The sequence below is a fragment of the Pseudomonas sp. WAC2 genome, from assembly GCF_030403525.1.
In the GTDB taxonomy this organism is placed as follows: Bacteria; Pseudomonadota; Gammaproteobacteria; order Pseudomonadales; family Pseudomonadaceae; genus Chryseomonas; species Chryseomonas luteola.
This window is the reverse complement of sequence record NZ_JAUEPD010000005.1, coordinates 194,880-211,526: the sequence shown is the minus strand read 5'-3', so window position 1 is coordinate 211,526 and position 16,647 is coordinate 194,880. Positions and strand designations below refer to the sequence as shown.

The following is a 16,647-nucleotide window of genomic DNA, read 5'->3' as shown; positions in this document are numbered from 1 at the left end:
CGACTGTTCACAAAAGGCGCTGATGAATGACAGGTAGATGGCATTTTGTATAAAAATCCCCGTCCTGCCGTCTCGTTTGGAGCGAATCGAATCTTTTTCGCTGCACATTCCGCTTAAGCGCAACAAAATGCTATGAAGCAAAACCCTTCCCGCTGGCCGCAGTCCGTTAGAGAACGTTCTATTAGAGGAGAACTCCATGTCTGCCCCAGCACTTCCCATGATGCCGCCGGCTCGTACAGCCCAGGTCAACGGTATCCAGATGGCCTATTACGAGGCCGGCCCTCGAATGACCGGCTCCAAACCAGCCATTCCCATTGTGCTCTGCCACGGTTTTCCCGAGCTGGCCTTTTCCTGGCGTCATCAGATCAAGGCGCTGAGTGAAGCGGGGTATTGGGTCATCGCGCCCGATCAGCGCGGCTATGGACTGACCGAGCGGCCCCAGGCTGTTGAGGCCTACGACATGGAGCACCTGACCGGTGATCTGGTCGGTCTGCTGGACCATCTGGGGGTAGGAAAAGCCATTTTTTGTGGTCATGACTGGGGCGGTCTGCTGGTCTGGCAGATGCCGCTTTTGCATCCTGACCGTACCGCCGGTGTGATCGGCCTTAACACGCCGTATTTGCCACGTCCGCCCGTCGAACCGATCGAGGCGATGCGCAAGCGCATGGGAGACGAGATGTATCAGGTGCACTTCCAGAAGCCCGGCGAGGCAGACAGCGTTTTCAACCGAGATGCCCGTAAAGTGTTCAGTTTCCTGATGAAAAAGCCTGGAGGAGACGAGGTCGACGGGGCGGGTATTGCAAAGGCCAAGGCATCCGAGCAGGGCTCAGCCTTTGCACTGGTGCGCTGGCTGGAGGCCTATCAGCCCGAACAGGATACCCGGGAAACCTTTCTGACCGAGGAGGAGTTCAGCGTCTTTGTTGAAACCTTCAGCCGGACCGGTTTTACCGGTGGCATCAACTGGTATCGCAACATCACACGTAACTGGGAGCGTTCGGCCAATCTGCCGACGGAGATAAACGTGCCTTCGCTCATGGTCACGGCAGATCAGGATGCCTTCCTGCCGCCTTCCATGTCGGAAGGCATGGAAACGTACGTGCATGACCTTCAGCGAGGCGCCATCCAATCTTCCGGTCACTGGACCCAGCAGGAGCGGCCCGATGAGGTCAACCGCGTCTTCCTGCACTGGTTGCTGCTGCGCTTTCCGCTAGAAGCCCGTTGACAGGGTAGGGCACCCGTTGATGCCGCTCAGGCTGCTACAGCTTGAGTGGCTCGCATGATTCGGTTGCGGCCTTGCTGTTTACCCTGGTAAAGCGCCTTGTCGGTGCGCTTGATCGCATCCTTCAAGCACTCATGCTCGCCGATCACGCACGTAGCCAGCGTTGCTGTGACCATAATGCTAGCGCCCTCCACCTCGACGCGGATCGCGCGAATTTCGGTCAAGATCCGCTCGGCAATCTTGTCGGCATTTTTCAGATCGGTATTACGCATCAGGATTAAAAATTCTTCACCACCCCAGCGTGAGGCCACGTCCGTGCCTCTCACCGACGCGGCAATGACCGATGACACCCGCTGCAAGACCGTGTCGCCCACGTCGTGGCCAAAGGTATCGTTGATATTCTTAAAGTGATCTACATCCAGCATGATTAATGAGATCGGCTTGAACGTTTGAGGGCTGCGGTACAGCCGCTGCGCCTCGCTGTGCAGACGTCCGCGGGTATATAGATTGGTCAGGCTGTCCTTGTTGGCCAGGGTAAACAGGTCTGCCTGCATGGCAATCGAGCTGGAAGCCGTCAGGGCTGAGACGTATACCAGCATCACGATGGCTGAGCTCAGGTTGAACAGGCTGAACAGCTCAGTAACCCTGGGGCTCAACATGAGCAGGGGTTCAACGGCGAAAAAAAGATCCATAACCTTGCCTATCAGTAGGCAAGTACAAATCAGTATGCAGGTTACCCAGCGCCAGAAGGGGGCAACGGTGTAATTGAACAAGGCAATCGGAACGATGCAGAGCAGGTAGTAGTAAAACCCGGTGTGCCATCCTATGAACACGGTTGCGACTACGGCATGCACGACGATTTCTGATATGAGCAGCGTGCTTGTCAGCCGATAGCGCTTGGCCTTGAGTAATTGAAGGCAATAGAAATGAATGGCCACGCTGCCAATGTTGGTCAGCCAGAGGGCTTTTACATCCAGTGCAATGAACGTCACCAGAAAAATGATGTGAATACCCAGCACCGCCTTGATGCCAAGTACACCCCTGCTCCAGAAACGATCCGTTGCTGTTTCCAAAATCTGGGCGCGATCAGACGCCGAAAGATCATTACTCATTAAGTCCGACCCGACTTATACATGCATGGCGCTGCACGTTTCAGCCCGTGAAAGTTGTTACAGAACATCGGCTGGACCTAGTAAGTCTTGAGTGAGAACAGCTTGAAAATAAGCCGCTTGATCAGCGGCACGGCAATCGTGAGGAGGTACAGGAACCGCCGGTTAGTAAGGGTATGTTGCTTACAGTAAGCTAGCTAATAAGACACGCTTATCCCTGAATATGAATAAGCCTATTGAACCGGCACCCCATAACGCCGGACACCCATTACCTGATGAGTATCGAGACACAACCCGAATGGCTTGCGTGGAGTTGATGTGTGCTGCCCAACAAACTGATTCTTGCCGTGCTGATTGTCGGCATTTCTGTCGTCGGCCTCAGTATCGGCGCCACCATTCCCGTCGTGGCGCTACGCCTGCACGAAGCGGATATCCCCAACCTGACCATTGGCATCCTTTCGGCCTTGCCGGCCGCCGGTATGCTCGTGACGGCCTTTATCGTCGAATGGCTCACCGCACGGCTTGGCCGCAAGCACATCTACCTGCTGTGCTTTTTCCTCTCCATGATCAGCATCGCCATGCTGGAAGTCTTCAGAACCGAACTCATCCCGCTAGGGTTATTCCGCTTTCTGATGGGGGTAGGGGCAGGGCTGATCGTCATTCTGGGGGAGGCCTGGGTCAACGAGATTGCCGATGAATCCAACCGTGGTCGTGTTGTCTCCCTGTACGCCACATTCTTCACCGGTTTTCAGCTACTTGGGCCTGCCATGGTTTCCGCCTTGGGACCCAGCAGTGCCTGGGTCACAGGCATCGTTCTGGCGATCTTTGCTGTGTGTTTGCTGGCTACCGCGCGGTTTCTGCCCAACCCCATCGCCAGTAAGGCTATCGTCGAGGAAAAGACCTTTACCGTGTTGGGCTTTCTGAAGGTCGCCCCTGTGATCTGCGCAGGCGTCGTGTTCTTCTCTTTTTTTGATAGCGTCGTGCTGTCCATGTTTCCCGTGTTTGCCTTGAGCCACGGTTACGAGGTTGCACTGGCCGCACTGATGGCGACCGTCATTCTGCTGGGTGACACCTGCCTGCAATACCCGCTGGGTTGCCTGTCCGATCGCTTCAACCGCAACCACCTTTACCTCGGCTGTGGCCTGATTGCCTTGGTGATTGGTCTTGCGCTGCCCTGGTTGATCCAGATGCAAGCGTTGCTTTGGCCTGTGCTGGTCATACTGGGTGCGGTAGCCGGTGGCGTCTATACCCTGGCTATTACCCTTATCGGGCAGCGTTTTCAAGGGCAGGACCTGATTACCGCCAATGCCAGTGCAGGGTTTCTGTGGGGCGTGGGAAGTCTTGCTGGTCCCATCCTGAGTGGCGCAGCCATGTCCGCAGGGCCAAATGGTCTGCCGCTGGTATTGGCCGCAGCGGCTGGCTTATTCGTACTGTGTGCCCTGAAGGCAAGGGATGGACGCGCGCTCAGACTGGAGCAACATGATTAGAGATTCGATAGACGAGAGCCATGCGTTCTCGCAGAGTGGCTGATGAGCTTTGTTCCCCGGCAGACAGGGGCGCGGCTGCAACCATAAAAGCTCTTGCCAGCCTTGGCCGTGCGCAGGCTCATGGGCGCCGAGCAGAACGGGCAATTCTCCGCGTTGGCCTGCCAGGGTGTAACCAAAGGTGCATTGGCAGCAATGATCGAATGGTGCGGCGCAGGTTTTTGAGTTACTCGACTGCTGCGCAACCCTTCATAGACGCTCCAGGCTACCAGTACGCCAACAATACCCAGCATGATCGCGGCATCGCTGACGGAAAGTGCCCCAGCCGCCGCATCCTCGGCCCATGTCAGGCAGGGTATAAGAGAAAGCACTGATCCAGTGAATGCCTTTCGCGTAAGCGGCATGCGTCCCATGACTCTATCCATTTGGCTGATGCGCGGCGCACAGTGCGCCTGATATGCGAGGGCTATCGGCAAAGGACATTCAAGCTTAAGCCGGAGACAAAAAGCCCCGACCAGCGGAGTGTCGGGGCTTTGTTTTGTCATCAATGAATGGGAGAGGTGGCATTCATGGCGAGAGCATGCAGGCGCTCATCAATGCGTCTCGGTTACCTTTTTCAGGTAACGCGGCTGATCAGGGTTGCAACCGCGCGCCTTGGCCAATGCCTCGGCAAGAACATAAAAGCTCTGGATCAGAGTGAAAGGCTCCAGCATGGCATGGTCGGTCCGGACGCTGGGTAAATCGACGCCGTCATTGTTCTCGGTTGCAGCCACCAATACCTTGGCCCCACGCGCACGCATCTCTTGGGCGAACGCTAGCGTGCCGGCCTGCTCAGGGCCGGCAGGTGCAAAGATCAGAACCGGATACCCTTCGGTGATGATCTCCATCGGGCCGTGTTTAACCTCTGCACTGGAAAAGGCTTCGGCCTGTATGCCGCAGGTTTCCTTAAGCTTCAGAGCTGCTTCCATGGCAATCGGGAGGGCCGGGCCTCTGCCGATGACCAGCATCTTGTCGGCCGGTGTCAGCACCTCGATGGCCTTGGACCAGTCTGCCTCCACGGCACGCTCCATCTGCCGAGGCAATGTCTGGAGCGCTTGTAGCAGGTCCGACTTTATACCCAGGTTGCGCTCCAGATAACCTACCGTCTGGGCGGCTGCCATAAGCATGGCAACATAGCTCTTGGTGGCAGCCACACTTTGCTCAAGTCCGGCAGGCAGCAAGACCTCACCATCAGCAATTGCCGCCAGAGGCGAATCGGGCGTATTTACCAGGGCAGTCGCCCGAGCGCCGCGGGATTTCAAATAACGAACGCTGGCAATCAGGTCCGGACTCTTGCCGGACTGGGAAAGCGCCGCCACCCAGGCATTGTTGAAGCGCAGGGGCGGCTGATTGAGGCTGACCAGCGAAAGCGGCATGGAAAGGCTGGGAATGCCGATCCGGCACATCATCAGATGAGCAAAATAGGCAGCCGCGTGATCCGAGCTGCCCCGCGCCACGGTCATCATGAGGTCAGGCAGATTACGCGCCAGACGGTCTGCCAGTGCCATAACAGCACTGTCGTCGTCCAGCATGCGTTGCAGGACGGCAGGAATGGACTGGGTTTCATTCAACATCAGGGACATTGCAGTTACCTTCGGGACGTCAACCTTCGGACGCTGTAGCGTCCGGTGTGGAAAGAAGCTCGGTTTGGCTCAGAATCTGCTCGGGGATAAAAGCAAGCCCGGCGGCATCCATGGCCATACTCAGCGCGCCCCATAAAGGCGCGTCGTGCGTGAAATGCGCCGTGACGATCTCAGGCGCAAAGGGAACAGTACGGTTAATCATGTGCTTGATGAGCGGGGCCAGCATTGCCGCTTGCCGATAAAGCCCCCCACCAATGGCAATGCGGCCAACATCCAGGGCGATCGCCAGATTGGCCACCTGAGCGGTACAGGCAGCAATCCGCACGTGCAGCGCCTGCTGAGCGCGAGGCTCTTGGCTGGTGAATAGGTCGAGCGCCTGGTGGCCCGGCCCGAGCAGATCAACGGCCAGCTGATTCAGGGCCGTTCCGGAAAACAGCTCCTCCAGCGGGGCGCCGCCTTGCTCGTGGCTGTACCAGTCCGATACGCGCTCAGGGTCTAGAAACGGCGACAACATATAGCCAATTTCCATGGCGGCGCCGTTATGCCCACGGATCAGCTGCCCATTGGCAATGGCTGCGGCAGAGAGCCCCGTGCCCAGATTCAGGTAGAGCGCATGATCGATACCTTGCAGGCTGCCCCAGCGTGCCTCGGCCAGTGCACCGGCCTTGACGTCGTTGTCCAGCATGACCGCAGGCGTACCCAACCCTTGAGCAATCAAACCGTGCAGATCAAGCCCTTCAAAGCCGGGTGTATTGGGCGCCATCAGCAAGGTATGAGCACGTACAACGCCTGGGAATACGCCCGCCACGCTGCGAATGGTCGTTGCGCCGAGTTGCTGTGCACATTCCCGTGCGGCCTCAAGCAGGCGCATCAGGGCCGGCTCGCCAAGCAGGCACTCGGCATGGGTCGGCAGGACCCGAGTCGCCAGCTGCTCGCTGGCGGGGTCATAGCAGGCAATGTGGGTTTTAGTACCGCCAACATCGATGGCCAGCAGTACGCCCTGATCAGGCATCGTAAGACTCTCTCTTTCAAGTGCTTGTGTCATGGCGCTACAGTCAGGAGAGCCGGTGTGTACGCGCCCACAGGAGATAGGCGCCGCCACCCACCAGCAGCCAGACCAATGACCACTGGATCGGGTAGGCACCGGGTGCGTTATGGTTGGAGGCCATGTAGATATAGACCCAGCCCACCAGCGCAATAACGGCTGGCACCGGGTAAAGCCACATCGCATAAGGCCGTTTCAGGTGCGGTTGGTTCTTGCGCAGCACGAACAGTGCAATGATCTGGGCAACAGACTGCACCAGAATCATGACGGTTGTCAGAAGCTGGATCAGCGTGGTCAGGTCGCTCAACCGGCCGATCATGAAGCCGATCGACGTCAGCACACCCATGCTCAGCAGCCCATACGTCGGGAACTCATGGCGGGCATGCACCTTGGCAAACGCCTGGAAGAACACCTTGTCCCTCGCAGCTTCATACGGCACCCGCGAGCCTCCCAGAAGCCCTGCGAACACCGAAGCCAACGCAGTGATCAGAATCAGAACCGTCACGACATTGGCCGCTGTAGCACCCCATGTTTCGCTCAGTACCACCGAGGCCACGGATTTGTAAGCCGCCGAATTGGGATCAAGCATGCGATGCCAATCCACGACGCCCAACACGCCTACCTGCATCAACAGGTAAATGGCGAGAATGCCGAGAATCGAAAAGATGATGGACCTGGGAATCACGCGGCCCGGCTGGTCAACCTCACCAGCAAGGTAGGCCGAGGTGTTGTAGCCCAGGTAGTCATAAATGCCGATTGTCAGCCCACCAGCCATGCCAAGCCAGAAGCCACTGTCGGAAAGATCAAACGCCCCCTCGGGAAAGCTGAAGGCCAGCTCAGGGTGAAAGTGGGAGAGGGCTGCAGTAATGAGACTGCCAATGCTGATCAACATGATCACCCACAGCACGATGCCCAGCTTGGCGACCGACTCGATTTTGCGCCACAACAGCCCGATGATCAGCCAGATAAGACCCAGGCCAATCACATTGCCTGCCGTCTGGCTCATGTCCGGCCAGAACCAGGTGAGGTACTGAACGAACCCGATGATTCCCGTGGACATGATCAGCGGAATGAACAGCATTGCCGTCCAGATGAACAGAAAGGGCATCAGCTTTCCCGTGCGTTTGCCAAAGGCCTCGCGCAGGTACACATAGGTACCCCCGGCACCTGGCAATGCCGCACCCAGCTCCGCCCATACCAGACCATCGCATAGGGCCAGCAGGGCGCCCAGTATCCAGCCAAGATAAGCCTGCGGGCCGCCCATGATGACAATCATCGTTGGAATGGTAATGAAAGGCCCCACACCACACATCTGGCTCATGTTGAGCGTAGTGGCGGGAAACAGACCAAGTTTTTTCTTGAGGCCGGAGGAAGGCTGGCCGGTTACGGGTGATGACGGCATAGGACGATCTCTTCGCTCGAAAGGTAAAGGATGGGCAGATGAAAAATTCTTCGTGCCATCGATCGGCTCTACCGATTCGGCATTGTTGTTGTAGTGAAGGGATCGCTTTGGTCAGGTGAGTACATGCCAAACAGCGAGCCGCCCTTAGGAGACCATAGGCTTTGTATTAATTCAACTTGATTTAATTAATGCATGCTCCTGATGATGTAGACATGAGAAAGGCATCTACCAAACGCATCGTGACCACCGGCACCAATGCCGAACACGCCCGCCTGCATAATCGTCGGGTCATTCTGGAAGCCATCCGCCTGGGTGGACGGCTGACCCGTGCCGACCTGACAAGGCTGACCTCCCTTACCGCTCAAACCGTCTCGAACATCGTGACAGAGCTGCAGGAGGAGGGCGTGCTGCTCGCCCATGCGCCGGAAAAGGTTGGCCGGGGCCAGCCCCCGGTTCCCCTGTCGATCAACCCTCAGGGCGGCTATGCCATCGGCTTTCATGTCGAGCAGCATCGCATCATTGCCGTGCTGCTTGATCTACTCGGAGAGTGTCAGGCGCAGGCCAGCCTGCCGGTCGATTACCCCACCTTTGACGAAGCACTGCCCCTGCTCACTGAAACCGTTGCCCGCTTTCGGGCGCAGTTTGCTACCCAGCGCTTCATCGGTGTCGGTATAGCCTTGCCAGGGCCGTTCGACGTGGAAGGCATCACTGCTGTTGGCCCAACGGCCCTATCCGGCTGGGATGACGCTGCCATTCCCTCGCGCCTTGAAGAGGCGCTGGAATTGCCCGTGCTTATCGAAAATGACGCAACCGCCGCTACCATGGGCGAGCGGCTGCATGGCGTTGCCAGCGATCTGCAAAACTTTGTGCATTTGTTCATTGGCAGCGGCCTGGGGGCAGGGCTGTATCTGGAGAACCGCCTGTATCCCGGGCACTGGCATAACGCCGGGGAGATTGGCCACATGTCCGTTATTCCTGACGGCAAGGTCTGCTACTGCGGAAACACGGGTTGTCTGGAACGGTATGTGTCCATCGCCTCGCTGCTTGAACACCTGGGACAAACCGCCGATCAGGATATTGCCACTTGGGACTGCAACACCGTCGCCTTCAGGCAAGGCGTCGACGCCTGGCTGAATGAGGCCGTACCTGCCCTGCGCCAAGCCATCAACATCCTCGAATCCCTCTTGGACCCGCAAACCATCCTCATCAGCGGCTTTCTACCTGAGCCGATTCTCAAGCAACTGGTAAACCGGCTAGCGCCGCTACCCGTCTCGGTCAGTCGCCGCCCGGACCGTGAATACCCCCGCATCCAACTCGGTGCTGCGGGCCCGGACACCGTCGCCCTCGGCGCCGCCGCCTTGGTGATCCTGACCGAAATCAGCCCACATTACGAAACGCTGCTCAAGGCCGAAAGGGGATAAGAAACAAAAAAGCCCGCACAAGGCGGGTTTTTTTGTGTTTCGCTACATGCAGCGCATGTGGAAACGGTATCTGGCGCATCTGCGGGATTCTAACTTAATATTTAAGTTGCTGTTTTTAATGTAGTTTTCTAAAAAATTTTTAGGGTATATGGAGGGATAAAAATCGTAAAGGATCACAGTATCAACATTTTATAATATCCACTGTGACCTCTCTAACCTTGTGCGGAATGACTCTAAGAGCGGTTGATTTATTCGGATAGAACAAAGCAATGTTGATCTCATCACCAATAGAGCTTTGATAAATAACTCCGTCATATCCATTATTTTTTATTAATTCACATAGATATTGACTTGGTATATAGTCAATAGCAGCAGATCTTGGTAGGACTGGACGCGTTAACTCTTCTCCTAGCCGTTCAAGAAAGCCTATGTCACTTCGTAACGCTGCGATCTCGGATTCGTCTTGACAATAAAAAGGCGTTATTAGATTTCTAGGATTTCTTAAATCTACGAGCTTTAGCCCTTCCTCAAGGCTAAACTCAGCAATCGAAATAAATTCACCCGTATGTGGTCGTACTTCGGATGCAGCAGTTCTAATACTTGAGGCCATATATAAATATGGGATTCCTACCGGATTAGCCCTGCCATGCGAAGCCTTTTCTTTGGGAGGAGGCCCCATTTATTTAAAGTGCCAGTATATGCGTTGCTTGATGGAATATAATGTGCTCTTGGTATGTTTCCATCGCCGAATATTTCTGAAAGTAAGTCCTTTATATGTGGTTGTTCTGATAACTTAAACATGCTCCAGTCATCAGTTAGCCATTCTCCAAGTGTTTTGCTTTCTTCAGTCTCGGCCTGTATATATATTCCAGAAACAAACTCAAAAAGTTCCCTAAGCTGCAAGGGGTCAATCAACGGAGTTTCGGATTTTTGGCAAAAAGAGCAGGTTCCTGTTGTGCTTGACATCAGAGGTATATTAGCTCTCAGATGTGGGTCGTTAAAGCAATTAGGGCAGCACTTTCTCATAGCTATCGACCGAGATAATCAGACATTAACTCAATGTGGTGTTTCATGGAGAGTTTCTTTATATAGCCAAGGCCGGGGAAGTGCTGCCTGTTATATAATTCAATAAACTCTTCAATAGCTGATGTTTTCAATATTTTTGAGTCTGGTTTTTGAACTTCTTCAACAAGTTTAGTTAGCGCTTCGTAAAACTTTCCAGCTGGATCAGTTGGGGTGTCCTGACGAATGGATTTGAAATGATGAATATACATCACATCATCCATGTTAGGGTCAATAAAGGTGATGTGTATTGCTACTGCATAAGCAGGGCCGCCAGTTTCAGAGTACTCATCCCCTACAATAAGATAGTCGCCAAATCCGTTTACTCCTTCATCCTCAAATGTTACATGGAGATCTGAAAAGAATTCAGTATCTGGGTATTTGCGATTAGCTTGTCTTTTGAAACCGTTACGCAAAAGAATTCTTTCATAGTCAGCGAAATGTTTTCTGTAGGGCTTGCTAGAGTGATTATCAATGAAAATGTGCCGAACCCGAGGGTGCCTTGCCTGAGTAGCCTCTGCGAGACTCCGAGCTTCTGCAAAACCACAATGGATAAAATAAATCGGCCTATCTACGTATTCTTCACAAAGCTGCAGTATTTCATCAAGAGATGTTTCGTTATTTAATAATATTCCAACAGAAATGTTTCGGTGTTCATTTAATTCTTCTATTACAAATCTTTGTATTGCTTCTGCTTTTTCTGTATGATCGCCGTATAAAGGGTTTACTATTAAAACCGCGCTTGCGCCCTCATTAGTTAGAGCCTCAATTGAACGTTTCAAACCATTTAGGGATTCTCGTACTGGCTCTATTATTGGGGTGAAGTTATTTTTCGCAAATAGTTGTGCTGACTCTTTTATGGCTAAAAGGTCAAATTGTTTTCCGCGGAAGTAAGGATAATACATTTTATCTTGCCCAGCTAAGGGCCTCCCTGATTGGTGTGTTAATTGCTTCCAGAAGGGTTGTCTTTTCTTTGTTCTTCAAAGAGGTTGTGAAGACAGCGGCTTGTAGCGATTCTGGCAAATTTCCTAATAAATCCATTAATTTAAGAGAGTTACGAGAGTGGCGTAGTGTTGTTACCATTTTCTCATGCGCTTCTGCTGGATCAAGTTGAGAGAAAATGCTTCTAAGTGCGGAGCGCATTTGTGTGTTAGCAATGTTTGGCGGAGTTATTCCAAGCTTTATAAGAATCTCTTGAGCTTCGCGTAACTGTATTGAGTCAAATATTATTTCTGGGTTAACTCTGGAAGCATCTTCTTCGGCTTCTCTAATTGTAGATATTCCAAATCTTTTGGTTAGTAGGAGCACCCCTACGTCTGTTGGTGTGCAGCTAAGAACTTCAGGTATATGGTTTTCTCCAGTTATTACGTATACCTTGGAGAAAAATTTCTTATAGGATGAAAGCTGGCATTCAAGTCTATTGAGGCTGTCGCGCTCTGATTTTATTTCGTAAGCTGTAGAGGTTCCGTTAAATATAGCAATGTCTGCCCTGCAATTTTCCACACGAAATTCAGTTACTAAGGATGCAGTATTTAAGGAATGCCTACCTAATAGTAATTTTTTGGTTATTGCAGCTTTGTAGGCGTACTCGTGGCGATAATCGGTTTTTCTGATTAATTTAAACGCACTCTCAAACACCGTGCTTATAGGGTTTGAGAGATCTGATTCCTTGATTTCAAGTGATTCAGTAATGAGCCGTGAAAATAGAGGTGATTTCCCTTTTTGAGCCAACTCTTTCAATACTGCAGACGAAAAGAGTCTAGCAAGTGCAGACTGCTGCTCTCCATCAAGGATTTTTTTAACAAGGCTCATGTTTCCAGATCTCAGTTTGCATTGGCAACAATACGTAGAGTTCGTCGCCTTTACGGTCTATCAAAAATCAACCATTTTGACAGAGCAGCCTCTTCTAGTCTTCTGGTTTCCTGTTATAGGAGATGAATGGAGACAGTACAAGCTTTTTGAGGATACTACGTAGATGCCATTACCCTATGTTCGCTGGGACATTTCTTTAAAACGATTATTTGTCGCCTCGTTAGCTGAGCAGGGTGCAGGGTTTTCCAAGCGAAATACTGGCTTATAGCTCCCGTAGCTGGGCATATGGAAGTGGATGCAGAAATGCAGAAAAAGCGACCTGTTTAGCCTACAGGTGTGGTAAGGGGCAACTGCGCGCGGGGAGGTAAAGCATTCCGGCAGGCTAAGGGAACAATGCTAAAGCTACGGGTACAAAAGAGCCGCCTAGAGGCGGCTCAATGCTAGTCGAACACTAATCAGTGCGCTAAGGCTTCTCATGCATTCCTACTGAGTTGATGCTTGAGTTCTTTTATTTTCTTCTGAGTTTGGAGAACGCTGTTAAAGATGCTAGCAGGCGCTTCATAATCAGAGCGTGACTCTAAGGTCAGTTTTGACTAAATTTTGTGCAATTACCTTTTGATTGATGTTTCAACTCTAGCTATTTCTAAGTAATGATTGTTTGGCTTTCAATAGTCATGAAATATTATCCAGTTGCTGCCTCTGAATTTAAGCTCGCACTTCTTTTTAGTCATATTTCTGTCAGCAATTCGGCGTTATTTCTCTAGGCGATATTTGCTTGTTTGGTTGTTACTCAGCTGCGGCTTTCGGAGTGGCTAACTAACAGGAGGGGAAAAGGGAGCTAAAAGGGCTGTAAACAAAAAAGCCCGCACAAGGCGGGCTTTTGGTGTTTCGCTACATGCAGCGCATGTGGAAACAGGTATCTGGCGCATCCGGCGGGATTCGAACCCACGACCCCTGCCTTCGGAGGGCAGTACTCTATCCAGCTGAGCTACGGATGCGTTACGAGGGCGACATGATACGCATCTCAGGGCGAGACGTCCATGCCCTGTTGCGCGTTCGCGTTTCCAAGCAAAATCAGCGGGTTGGCTTCGTAGCTTCTCTAACGGTTTATTTCTTCTATAAAGCAGCATGCGTTGTTTTTATCGAACACATATTGCGCTTATGTTAGCGGAAGCCTAGCATGCGTTTGAGATTTTGAACGCTTGCCGCTTCGCTTTGGCAGGCGTTCGCTGCGTCATCCATCGGCCCGTCCGGCGATGGGCCGTGTTCCGCTGTATACCGCCAATCATTGCCTCTTCATAACCCTTTGGATTCAGGGTGAGGGATGGTTATCGATTCGCGATAAAAGAGTTGAACGGAAAGCGCTGTTGCCTTTCCGATTCAGAATATCGTCAGCGGGGTTTAATAAAGTGGCCCCGTCGACACTGAAATCTCTCGAGGAGACCTTCATGCAATTGAAAGATGCTTCACTGTTCCGACAGCAGGCTTACATTGATGGAGCCTGGATGGATGCCGACGGCGGCCAGACGATCAACGTAGGCAACCCGGCCACGGGCGAAACCCTCGGAACAGTACCAAAGATGGGCCGCGCGGAAACCAAGCGCGCCATCGAGGCTGCCGAGCGCGCCCTGCCGGCCTGGCGTGATCTGACGGCCAAGGAGCGTTCGCAGAAGCTGCGTCGCTGGTTTGAGCTGATGATCGAGAACCAGGACGACCTGGGTCGCCTGATGACGCTGGAGCAGGGCAAGCCACTGGCTGAGGCCAAGGGCGAGATCACTTATGCCGCATCCTTTATTGAGTGGTTTGCTGAAGAAGCCAAGCGTGTTTATGGCGATACCATCCCCGGCCATCAGACGGACAAGCGCATTATCGTTATCAAGCAGCCGATTGGCGTGACTGCGGCGATTACGCCCTGGAACTTCCCGGCCGCCATGATTACCCGTAAGGCCGGTCCTGCTCTGGCAGCCGGTTGCACCATGGTCATCAAACCTGCCAGCCAGACGCCCTTCACCGCACTGGCTATGGCCGAGCTGGCCGAGCGTGCCGGTATTCCAAAAGGGGTACTGAGCGTGGTTACAGGCAGCGCGTCCGAAATCGGCGCCGAGCTGACCAGCAACCCGACTGTTCGCAAGCTGTCCTTCACTGGCTCTACCGAGATTGGAGCCAAGCTAATGGAGCAGTGCTCCCCAGGCATTAAGAAGGTGTCTCTGGAGCTAGGTGGTAACGCACCGTTCATTGTATTTGACGATGCCGATCTGGATGCCGCCGTTCAGGGCGCCCTCATCTCCAAGTACCGCAACGCCGGCCAGACCTGCGTCTGCGTTAACCGCATCTATGTGCAGGATGGTGTGTACGACGCGTTTGCCGAGAAATTCAAGGCAGCGGTCGAGAAGCTTAAAGTGGGTAATGGCTTGGAAGAGGGCGTAGCCATTGGCCCGCTCATCGACGACAAGGCGGCTGCCAAGGTTAAGGAGCACATCGAGGACGCTGTGTCCCACGGTGCCCAGGTGATCACAGGCGGCAAGGCTCACCAGCTGGGCGGCAGCTACTTTGAGCCGACCATCATGATTAACGTACCGGCAGACGCCAAAGTCTCGAAGGAAGAAACCTTCGGCCCGCTGGCTCCGCTGTTCCGCTTCAAGACGGAAGAAGAAGCCATTGCCCGCGCGAACGATACCGAGTTCGGTCTGGCCGCGTACTTCTATGCCCGCGACCTGTCCCGCGTCTTCCGTGTGGCTGAGGCGCTGGAGTCTGGCATGGTAGGTATCAACACCGGCCTGATCTCTACCGAAGTGGCACCGTTCGGTGGCGTGAAGTCGTCCGGCCTGGGCCGTGAAGGCTCCAAGTACGGTATGGAAGACTATCTGGAAATCAAATACCTCTGCCTGGGTGTTTGATCGCCACGGCGTCTGGTTAACAGACGTTGATGGCTATCGGACCCCGTTTGGCCCAAGGCCAGACCAGTTTTGGTAGCCGTCTTGTGGTTCCCTCGCTCAGGGTGTCATCGCCTTGAGCGAGCAGTGTGATAACGCGCTACCTCCGGCGAGTGGCTGGCGTTGTTGGCAGTCGATCATCGTATGCTGCCCTGCGACCGGTGCTCGCTTTTACTCCCTATCTGGCTGACGATGAGCAGCTCAAGAGGACACCATGACTGATACAAACGCTTCCCTGATGCATCGCCGTAACGCCGCTGTACCCCGTGGCGTTGGGCAGACTCACCCGATCTTTGTCGACCGCGCCGAGAATGCCAAGGTATGGGACGTCGAAGGCAACGAATACCTGGATTTTGCTGGCGGTATCGCTGTGCTGAATACCGGCCATCTGCATCCCAAGGTTGTGGCGGCCGTACAGGAGCAGCTGAAAAAGGTGTCCCATACCTGTTTCCAGGTGCTGGCGTATGAGCCCTATGTCGCCCTTTGCGAAAAGCTCAACCAGCTGGTGCCAGGCAACTTCCCCAAAAAGACTGCACTGTTCAACTCAGGCTCTGAAGCCGTTGAAAATGCGGTAAAGATCGCCCGTGCAGCCACTCAACGCGCCGGTGTCATCGCGTTTACCAGCGCCTACCACGGCCGTACCATGATGACTCTGTCGCTTACCGGCAAGGTCGCTCCTTACTCGGCTGGCATGGGGCTGATGCCGGGCGGTGTATTCCGTGCCCTATACCCTTGTGAGCTGCATGGCATCACCGTGGACGATGCCATTGCGAGCGTAGAGCGTGTGTTCAAGAACGACGCACAGCCGGGTGATATCGCAGCGATCATTCTTGAGCCGGTACAGGGCGAAGGCGGTTTCTATGCGGCGCCGAAAGAATTCATGGTTCGCCTGCGCAAGCTGTGCGACGACCATGGCATCCTGCTGATTGCCGATGAGGTTCAATCGGGTGCGGGCCGTACCGGTACTTTCTTCGCGATGGAGCAGATGGGCGTTGATGCTGATCTGGTCACCTTTGCCAAGTCTATCGCGGGTGGCTTCCCGCTATCGGGCGTTACGGGCCGCGCGACTGTGATGGATTCCGTGGGCGCTGGCGGCCTGGGCGGTACTTATGCCGGTAACCCGCTGGCGTGTGCGGCGGCATTGGCTGTCATCGATGCGTTTGAGGAAGAGAAGCTGCTGGACCGCTCCAAGGCTGTGGGCGAGCAGCTGACGGCAGGCCTCAAAGCCATTGCTGCCAAGCACAAGGCGATTGTCGATGTGCGTGGCCTGGGTGCCATGATTGCGGTCGAGCTGGGTGAGGACGGTGACGTCCACAAGCCCAACGGTGCACTGGCCAGCCAGATAGTGGTTCGTGCCCGTGAAAAGAACCTGATCATGCTCAGCTGCGGCACCTACGGGAACGTACTGCGCATCCTGGTTCCGCTGACCGTCAGCGATGAAGACCTGCAGCGTGGTATTAGCATTATCGGCGAGTGCTTCGACGAACTGGCCTGATCTGCAGCATGACAAGAACCGCCGCTTTCGCGGCGGTTTTTAT

Annotated in this window: 13 protein-coding genes and 1 tRNA gene; 5 read left to right on the top strand and 9 right to left on the bottom strand. The window is 54.0% G+C overall.

Translation table 11 applies throughout. The features are described from left to right. Positions 1-196: 196 nt before the first annotated feature. Positions 197-1,222: an alpha/beta hydrolase gene (locus tag QWJ10_RS12765; RefSeq protein WP_289926843.1), complete on the top strand. Its 1,026-nt coding sequence runs from the start codon at positions 197-199 to the stop codon at positions 1,220-1,222. Positions 1,223-1,248: 26 nt separating this feature from the next. On the opposite strand, the gene QWJ10_RS12760 is transcribed toward QWJ10_RS12765, so the two are convergent. After that, positions 1,249-2,331, bottom strand: a complete 1,083-nt coding sequence (locus QWJ10_RS12760) for a diguanylate cyclase (protein WP_289926841.1) — start codon at positions 2,329-2,331, stop codon at positions 1,249-1,251. Between the two features lie 317 nt (positions 2,332-2,648). Here QWJ10_RS12760 and QWJ10_RS12755 point away from each other — a divergent pair, with 317 nt between their 5' ends. Then, positions 2,649-3,815 carry an MFS transporter gene (locus QWJ10_RS12755; protein ID WP_289926840.1) on the top strand — a complete coding sequence of 389 codons (1,167 nt, stop codon included), beginning with the start codon at positions 2,649-2,651 and terminating at the stop codon, positions 3,813-3,815. Here QWJ10_RS12755 and QWJ10_RS12750 read toward each other — a convergent pair. The 4 genes from QWJ10_RS12750 to QWJ10_RS12735 form a co-directional block, all read right to left on the bottom strand. Next, positions 3,812-4,225 carry a topoisomerase DNA-binding C4 zinc finger domain-containing protein gene (locus tag QWJ10_RS12750; RefSeq protein ID WP_289926839.1) on the bottom strand — a complete coding sequence of 138 codons (414 nt, stop codon included), beginning with the start codon at positions 4,223-4,225 and terminating at the stop codon, positions 3,812-3,814. The two genes, QWJ10_RS12755 and QWJ10_RS12750, sit on opposite strands and share 4 nt — an antisense overlap. Before the next feature lie 180 nt (positions 4,226-4,405). After that, entirely contained in the window at positions 4,406-5,434 is a 1,029-nt protein-coding gene (locus tag QWJ10_RS12745; protein ID WP_289926837.1) for an SIS domain-containing protein, read from the bottom strand. A gap of 19 nt (positions 5,435-5,453) precedes the next feature. Beyond that, a complete protein-coding gene (locus QWJ10_RS12740; RefSeq protein ID WP_289926835.1) occupies positions 5,454-6,446 on the bottom strand; it encodes an ROK family protein in 993 nt (330 codons plus the stop codon). A 43-nt stretch (positions 6,447-6,489) separates the two neighbouring features. After that, positions 6,490-7,881 carry an APC family permease gene (locus QWJ10_RS12735; protein ID WP_125887499.1) on the bottom strand — a complete coding sequence of 464 codons (1,392 nt, stop codon included), beginning with the start codon at positions 7,879-7,881 and terminating at the stop codon, positions 6,490-6,492. Positions 7,882-8,093: 212 nt separating this feature from the next. On the opposite strand from QWJ10_RS12735, the gene QWJ10_RS12730 reads away from it, so the two are divergent. Continuing rightward, the gene (locus QWJ10_RS12730; protein WP_289926832.1) at positions 8,094-9,302 is read left to right on the top strand and encodes an ROK family transcriptional regulator; all 1,209 of its coding nucleotides are present in this window, start codon (positions 8,094-8,096) and stop codon (positions 9,300-9,302) included. Positions 9,303-9,483: 181 nt separating this feature from the next. On the opposite strand, the gene QWJ10_RS12725 is transcribed toward QWJ10_RS12730, so the two are convergent. The 4 genes from QWJ10_RS12725 to QWJ10_RS12710 form a co-directional block, all read right to left on the bottom strand. Continuing rightward, positions 9,484-9,912: an RES family NAD+ phosphorylase gene (locus QWJ10_RS12725; protein WP_289926831.1), complete on the bottom strand. Its 429-nt coding sequence runs from the start codon at positions 9,910-9,912 to the stop codon at positions 9,484-9,486. 418 nt (positions 9,913-10,330) lie between these two features. Then, positions 10,331-11,269: a sce7725 family protein gene (locus QWJ10_RS12720; RefSeq protein ID WP_289926830.1), complete on the bottom strand. Its 939-nt coding sequence runs from the start codon at positions 11,267-11,269 to the stop codon at positions 10,331-10,333. 1 nt (position 11,270) lies between these two features. Beyond that, positions 11,271-12,176, bottom strand: a complete 906-nt coding sequence (locus tag QWJ10_RS12715) for a sce7726 family protein (RefSeq protein WP_289926829.1) — start codon at positions 12,174-12,176, stop codon at positions 11,271-11,273. Between the two features lie 921 nt (positions 12,177-13,097). Beyond that, positions 13,098-13,174, bottom strand: a tRNA-Arg gene (locus QWJ10_RS12710). Positions 13,175-13,624: 450 nt separating this feature from the next. On the opposite strand from QWJ10_RS12710, the gene gabD reads away from it, so the two are divergent. Both gabD and gabT read left to right on the top strand, forming a co-directional pair. Next, entirely contained in the window at positions 13,625-15,073 is a 1,449-nt protein-coding gene (gabD, locus tag QWJ10_RS12705) for an NADP-dependent succinate-semialdehyde dehydrogenase (RefSeq protein WP_289926827.1), read from the top strand. Positions 15,074-15,323: 250 nt separating this feature from the next. Continuing rightward, on the top strand, positions 15,324-16,604 hold the full coding sequence (gabT, locus tag QWJ10_RS12700) for a 4-aminobutyrate--2-oxoglutarate transaminase (protein WP_074822208.1): 1,281 nt from the start codon (positions 15,324-15,326) through the stop codon (positions 16,602-16,604). Positions 16,605-16,647: the final 43 nt, after the last annotated feature.

Coding starts and splice junctions, on each gene's coding strand:
- QWJ10_RS12765 (WP_289926843.1), top strand. CDS start 197: ATGTCTGCCCCAGCACTTCCCATGATGCCGCCGGCTCGTACAGCCCAG.
- QWJ10_RS12760 (WP_289926841.1), bottom strand. CDS start 2,331: ATGAGTAATGATCTTTCGGCGTCTGATCGCGCCCAGATTTTGGAAACA.
- QWJ10_RS12750 (WP_289926839.1), bottom strand. CDS start 4,225: ATGGGACGCATGCCGCTTACGCGAAAGGCATTCACTGGATCAGTGCTT.
- QWJ10_RS12745 (WP_289926837.1), bottom strand. CDS start 5,434: ATGTCCCTGATGTTGAATGAAACCCAGTCCATTCCTGCCGTCCTGCAA.
- QWJ10_RS12740 (WP_289926835.1), bottom strand. CDS start 6,446: ATGCCTGATCAGGGCGTACTGCTGGCCATCGATGTTGGCGGTACTAAA.
- QWJ10_RS12735 (WP_125887499.1), bottom strand. CDS start 7,881: ATGCCGTCATCACCCGTAACCGGCCAGCCTTCCTCCGGCCTCAAGAAA.
- QWJ10_RS12730 (WP_289926832.1), top strand. CDS start 8,094: ATGAGAAAGGCATCTACCAAACGCATCGTGACCACCGGCACCAATGCC.
- QWJ10_RS12725 (WP_289926831.1), bottom strand. CDS start 9,912: ATGGCCTCAAGTATTAGAACTGCTGCATCCGAAGTACGACCACATACG.
- QWJ10_RS12720 (WP_289926830.1), bottom strand. CDS start 11,269: ATGTATTATCCTTACTTCCGCGGAAAACAATTTGACCTTTTAGCCATA.
- QWJ10_RS12715 (WP_289926829.1), bottom strand. CDS start 12,176: ATGAGCCTTGTTAAAAAAATCCTTGATGGAGAGCAGCAGTCTGCACTT.
- gabD (WP_289926827.1), top strand. CDS start 13,625: ATGCAATTGAAAGATGCTTCACTGTTCCGACAGCAGGCTTACATTGAT.
- gabT (WP_074822208.1), top strand. CDS start 15,324: ATGACTGATACAAACGCTTCCCTGATGCATCGCCGTAACGCCGCTGTA.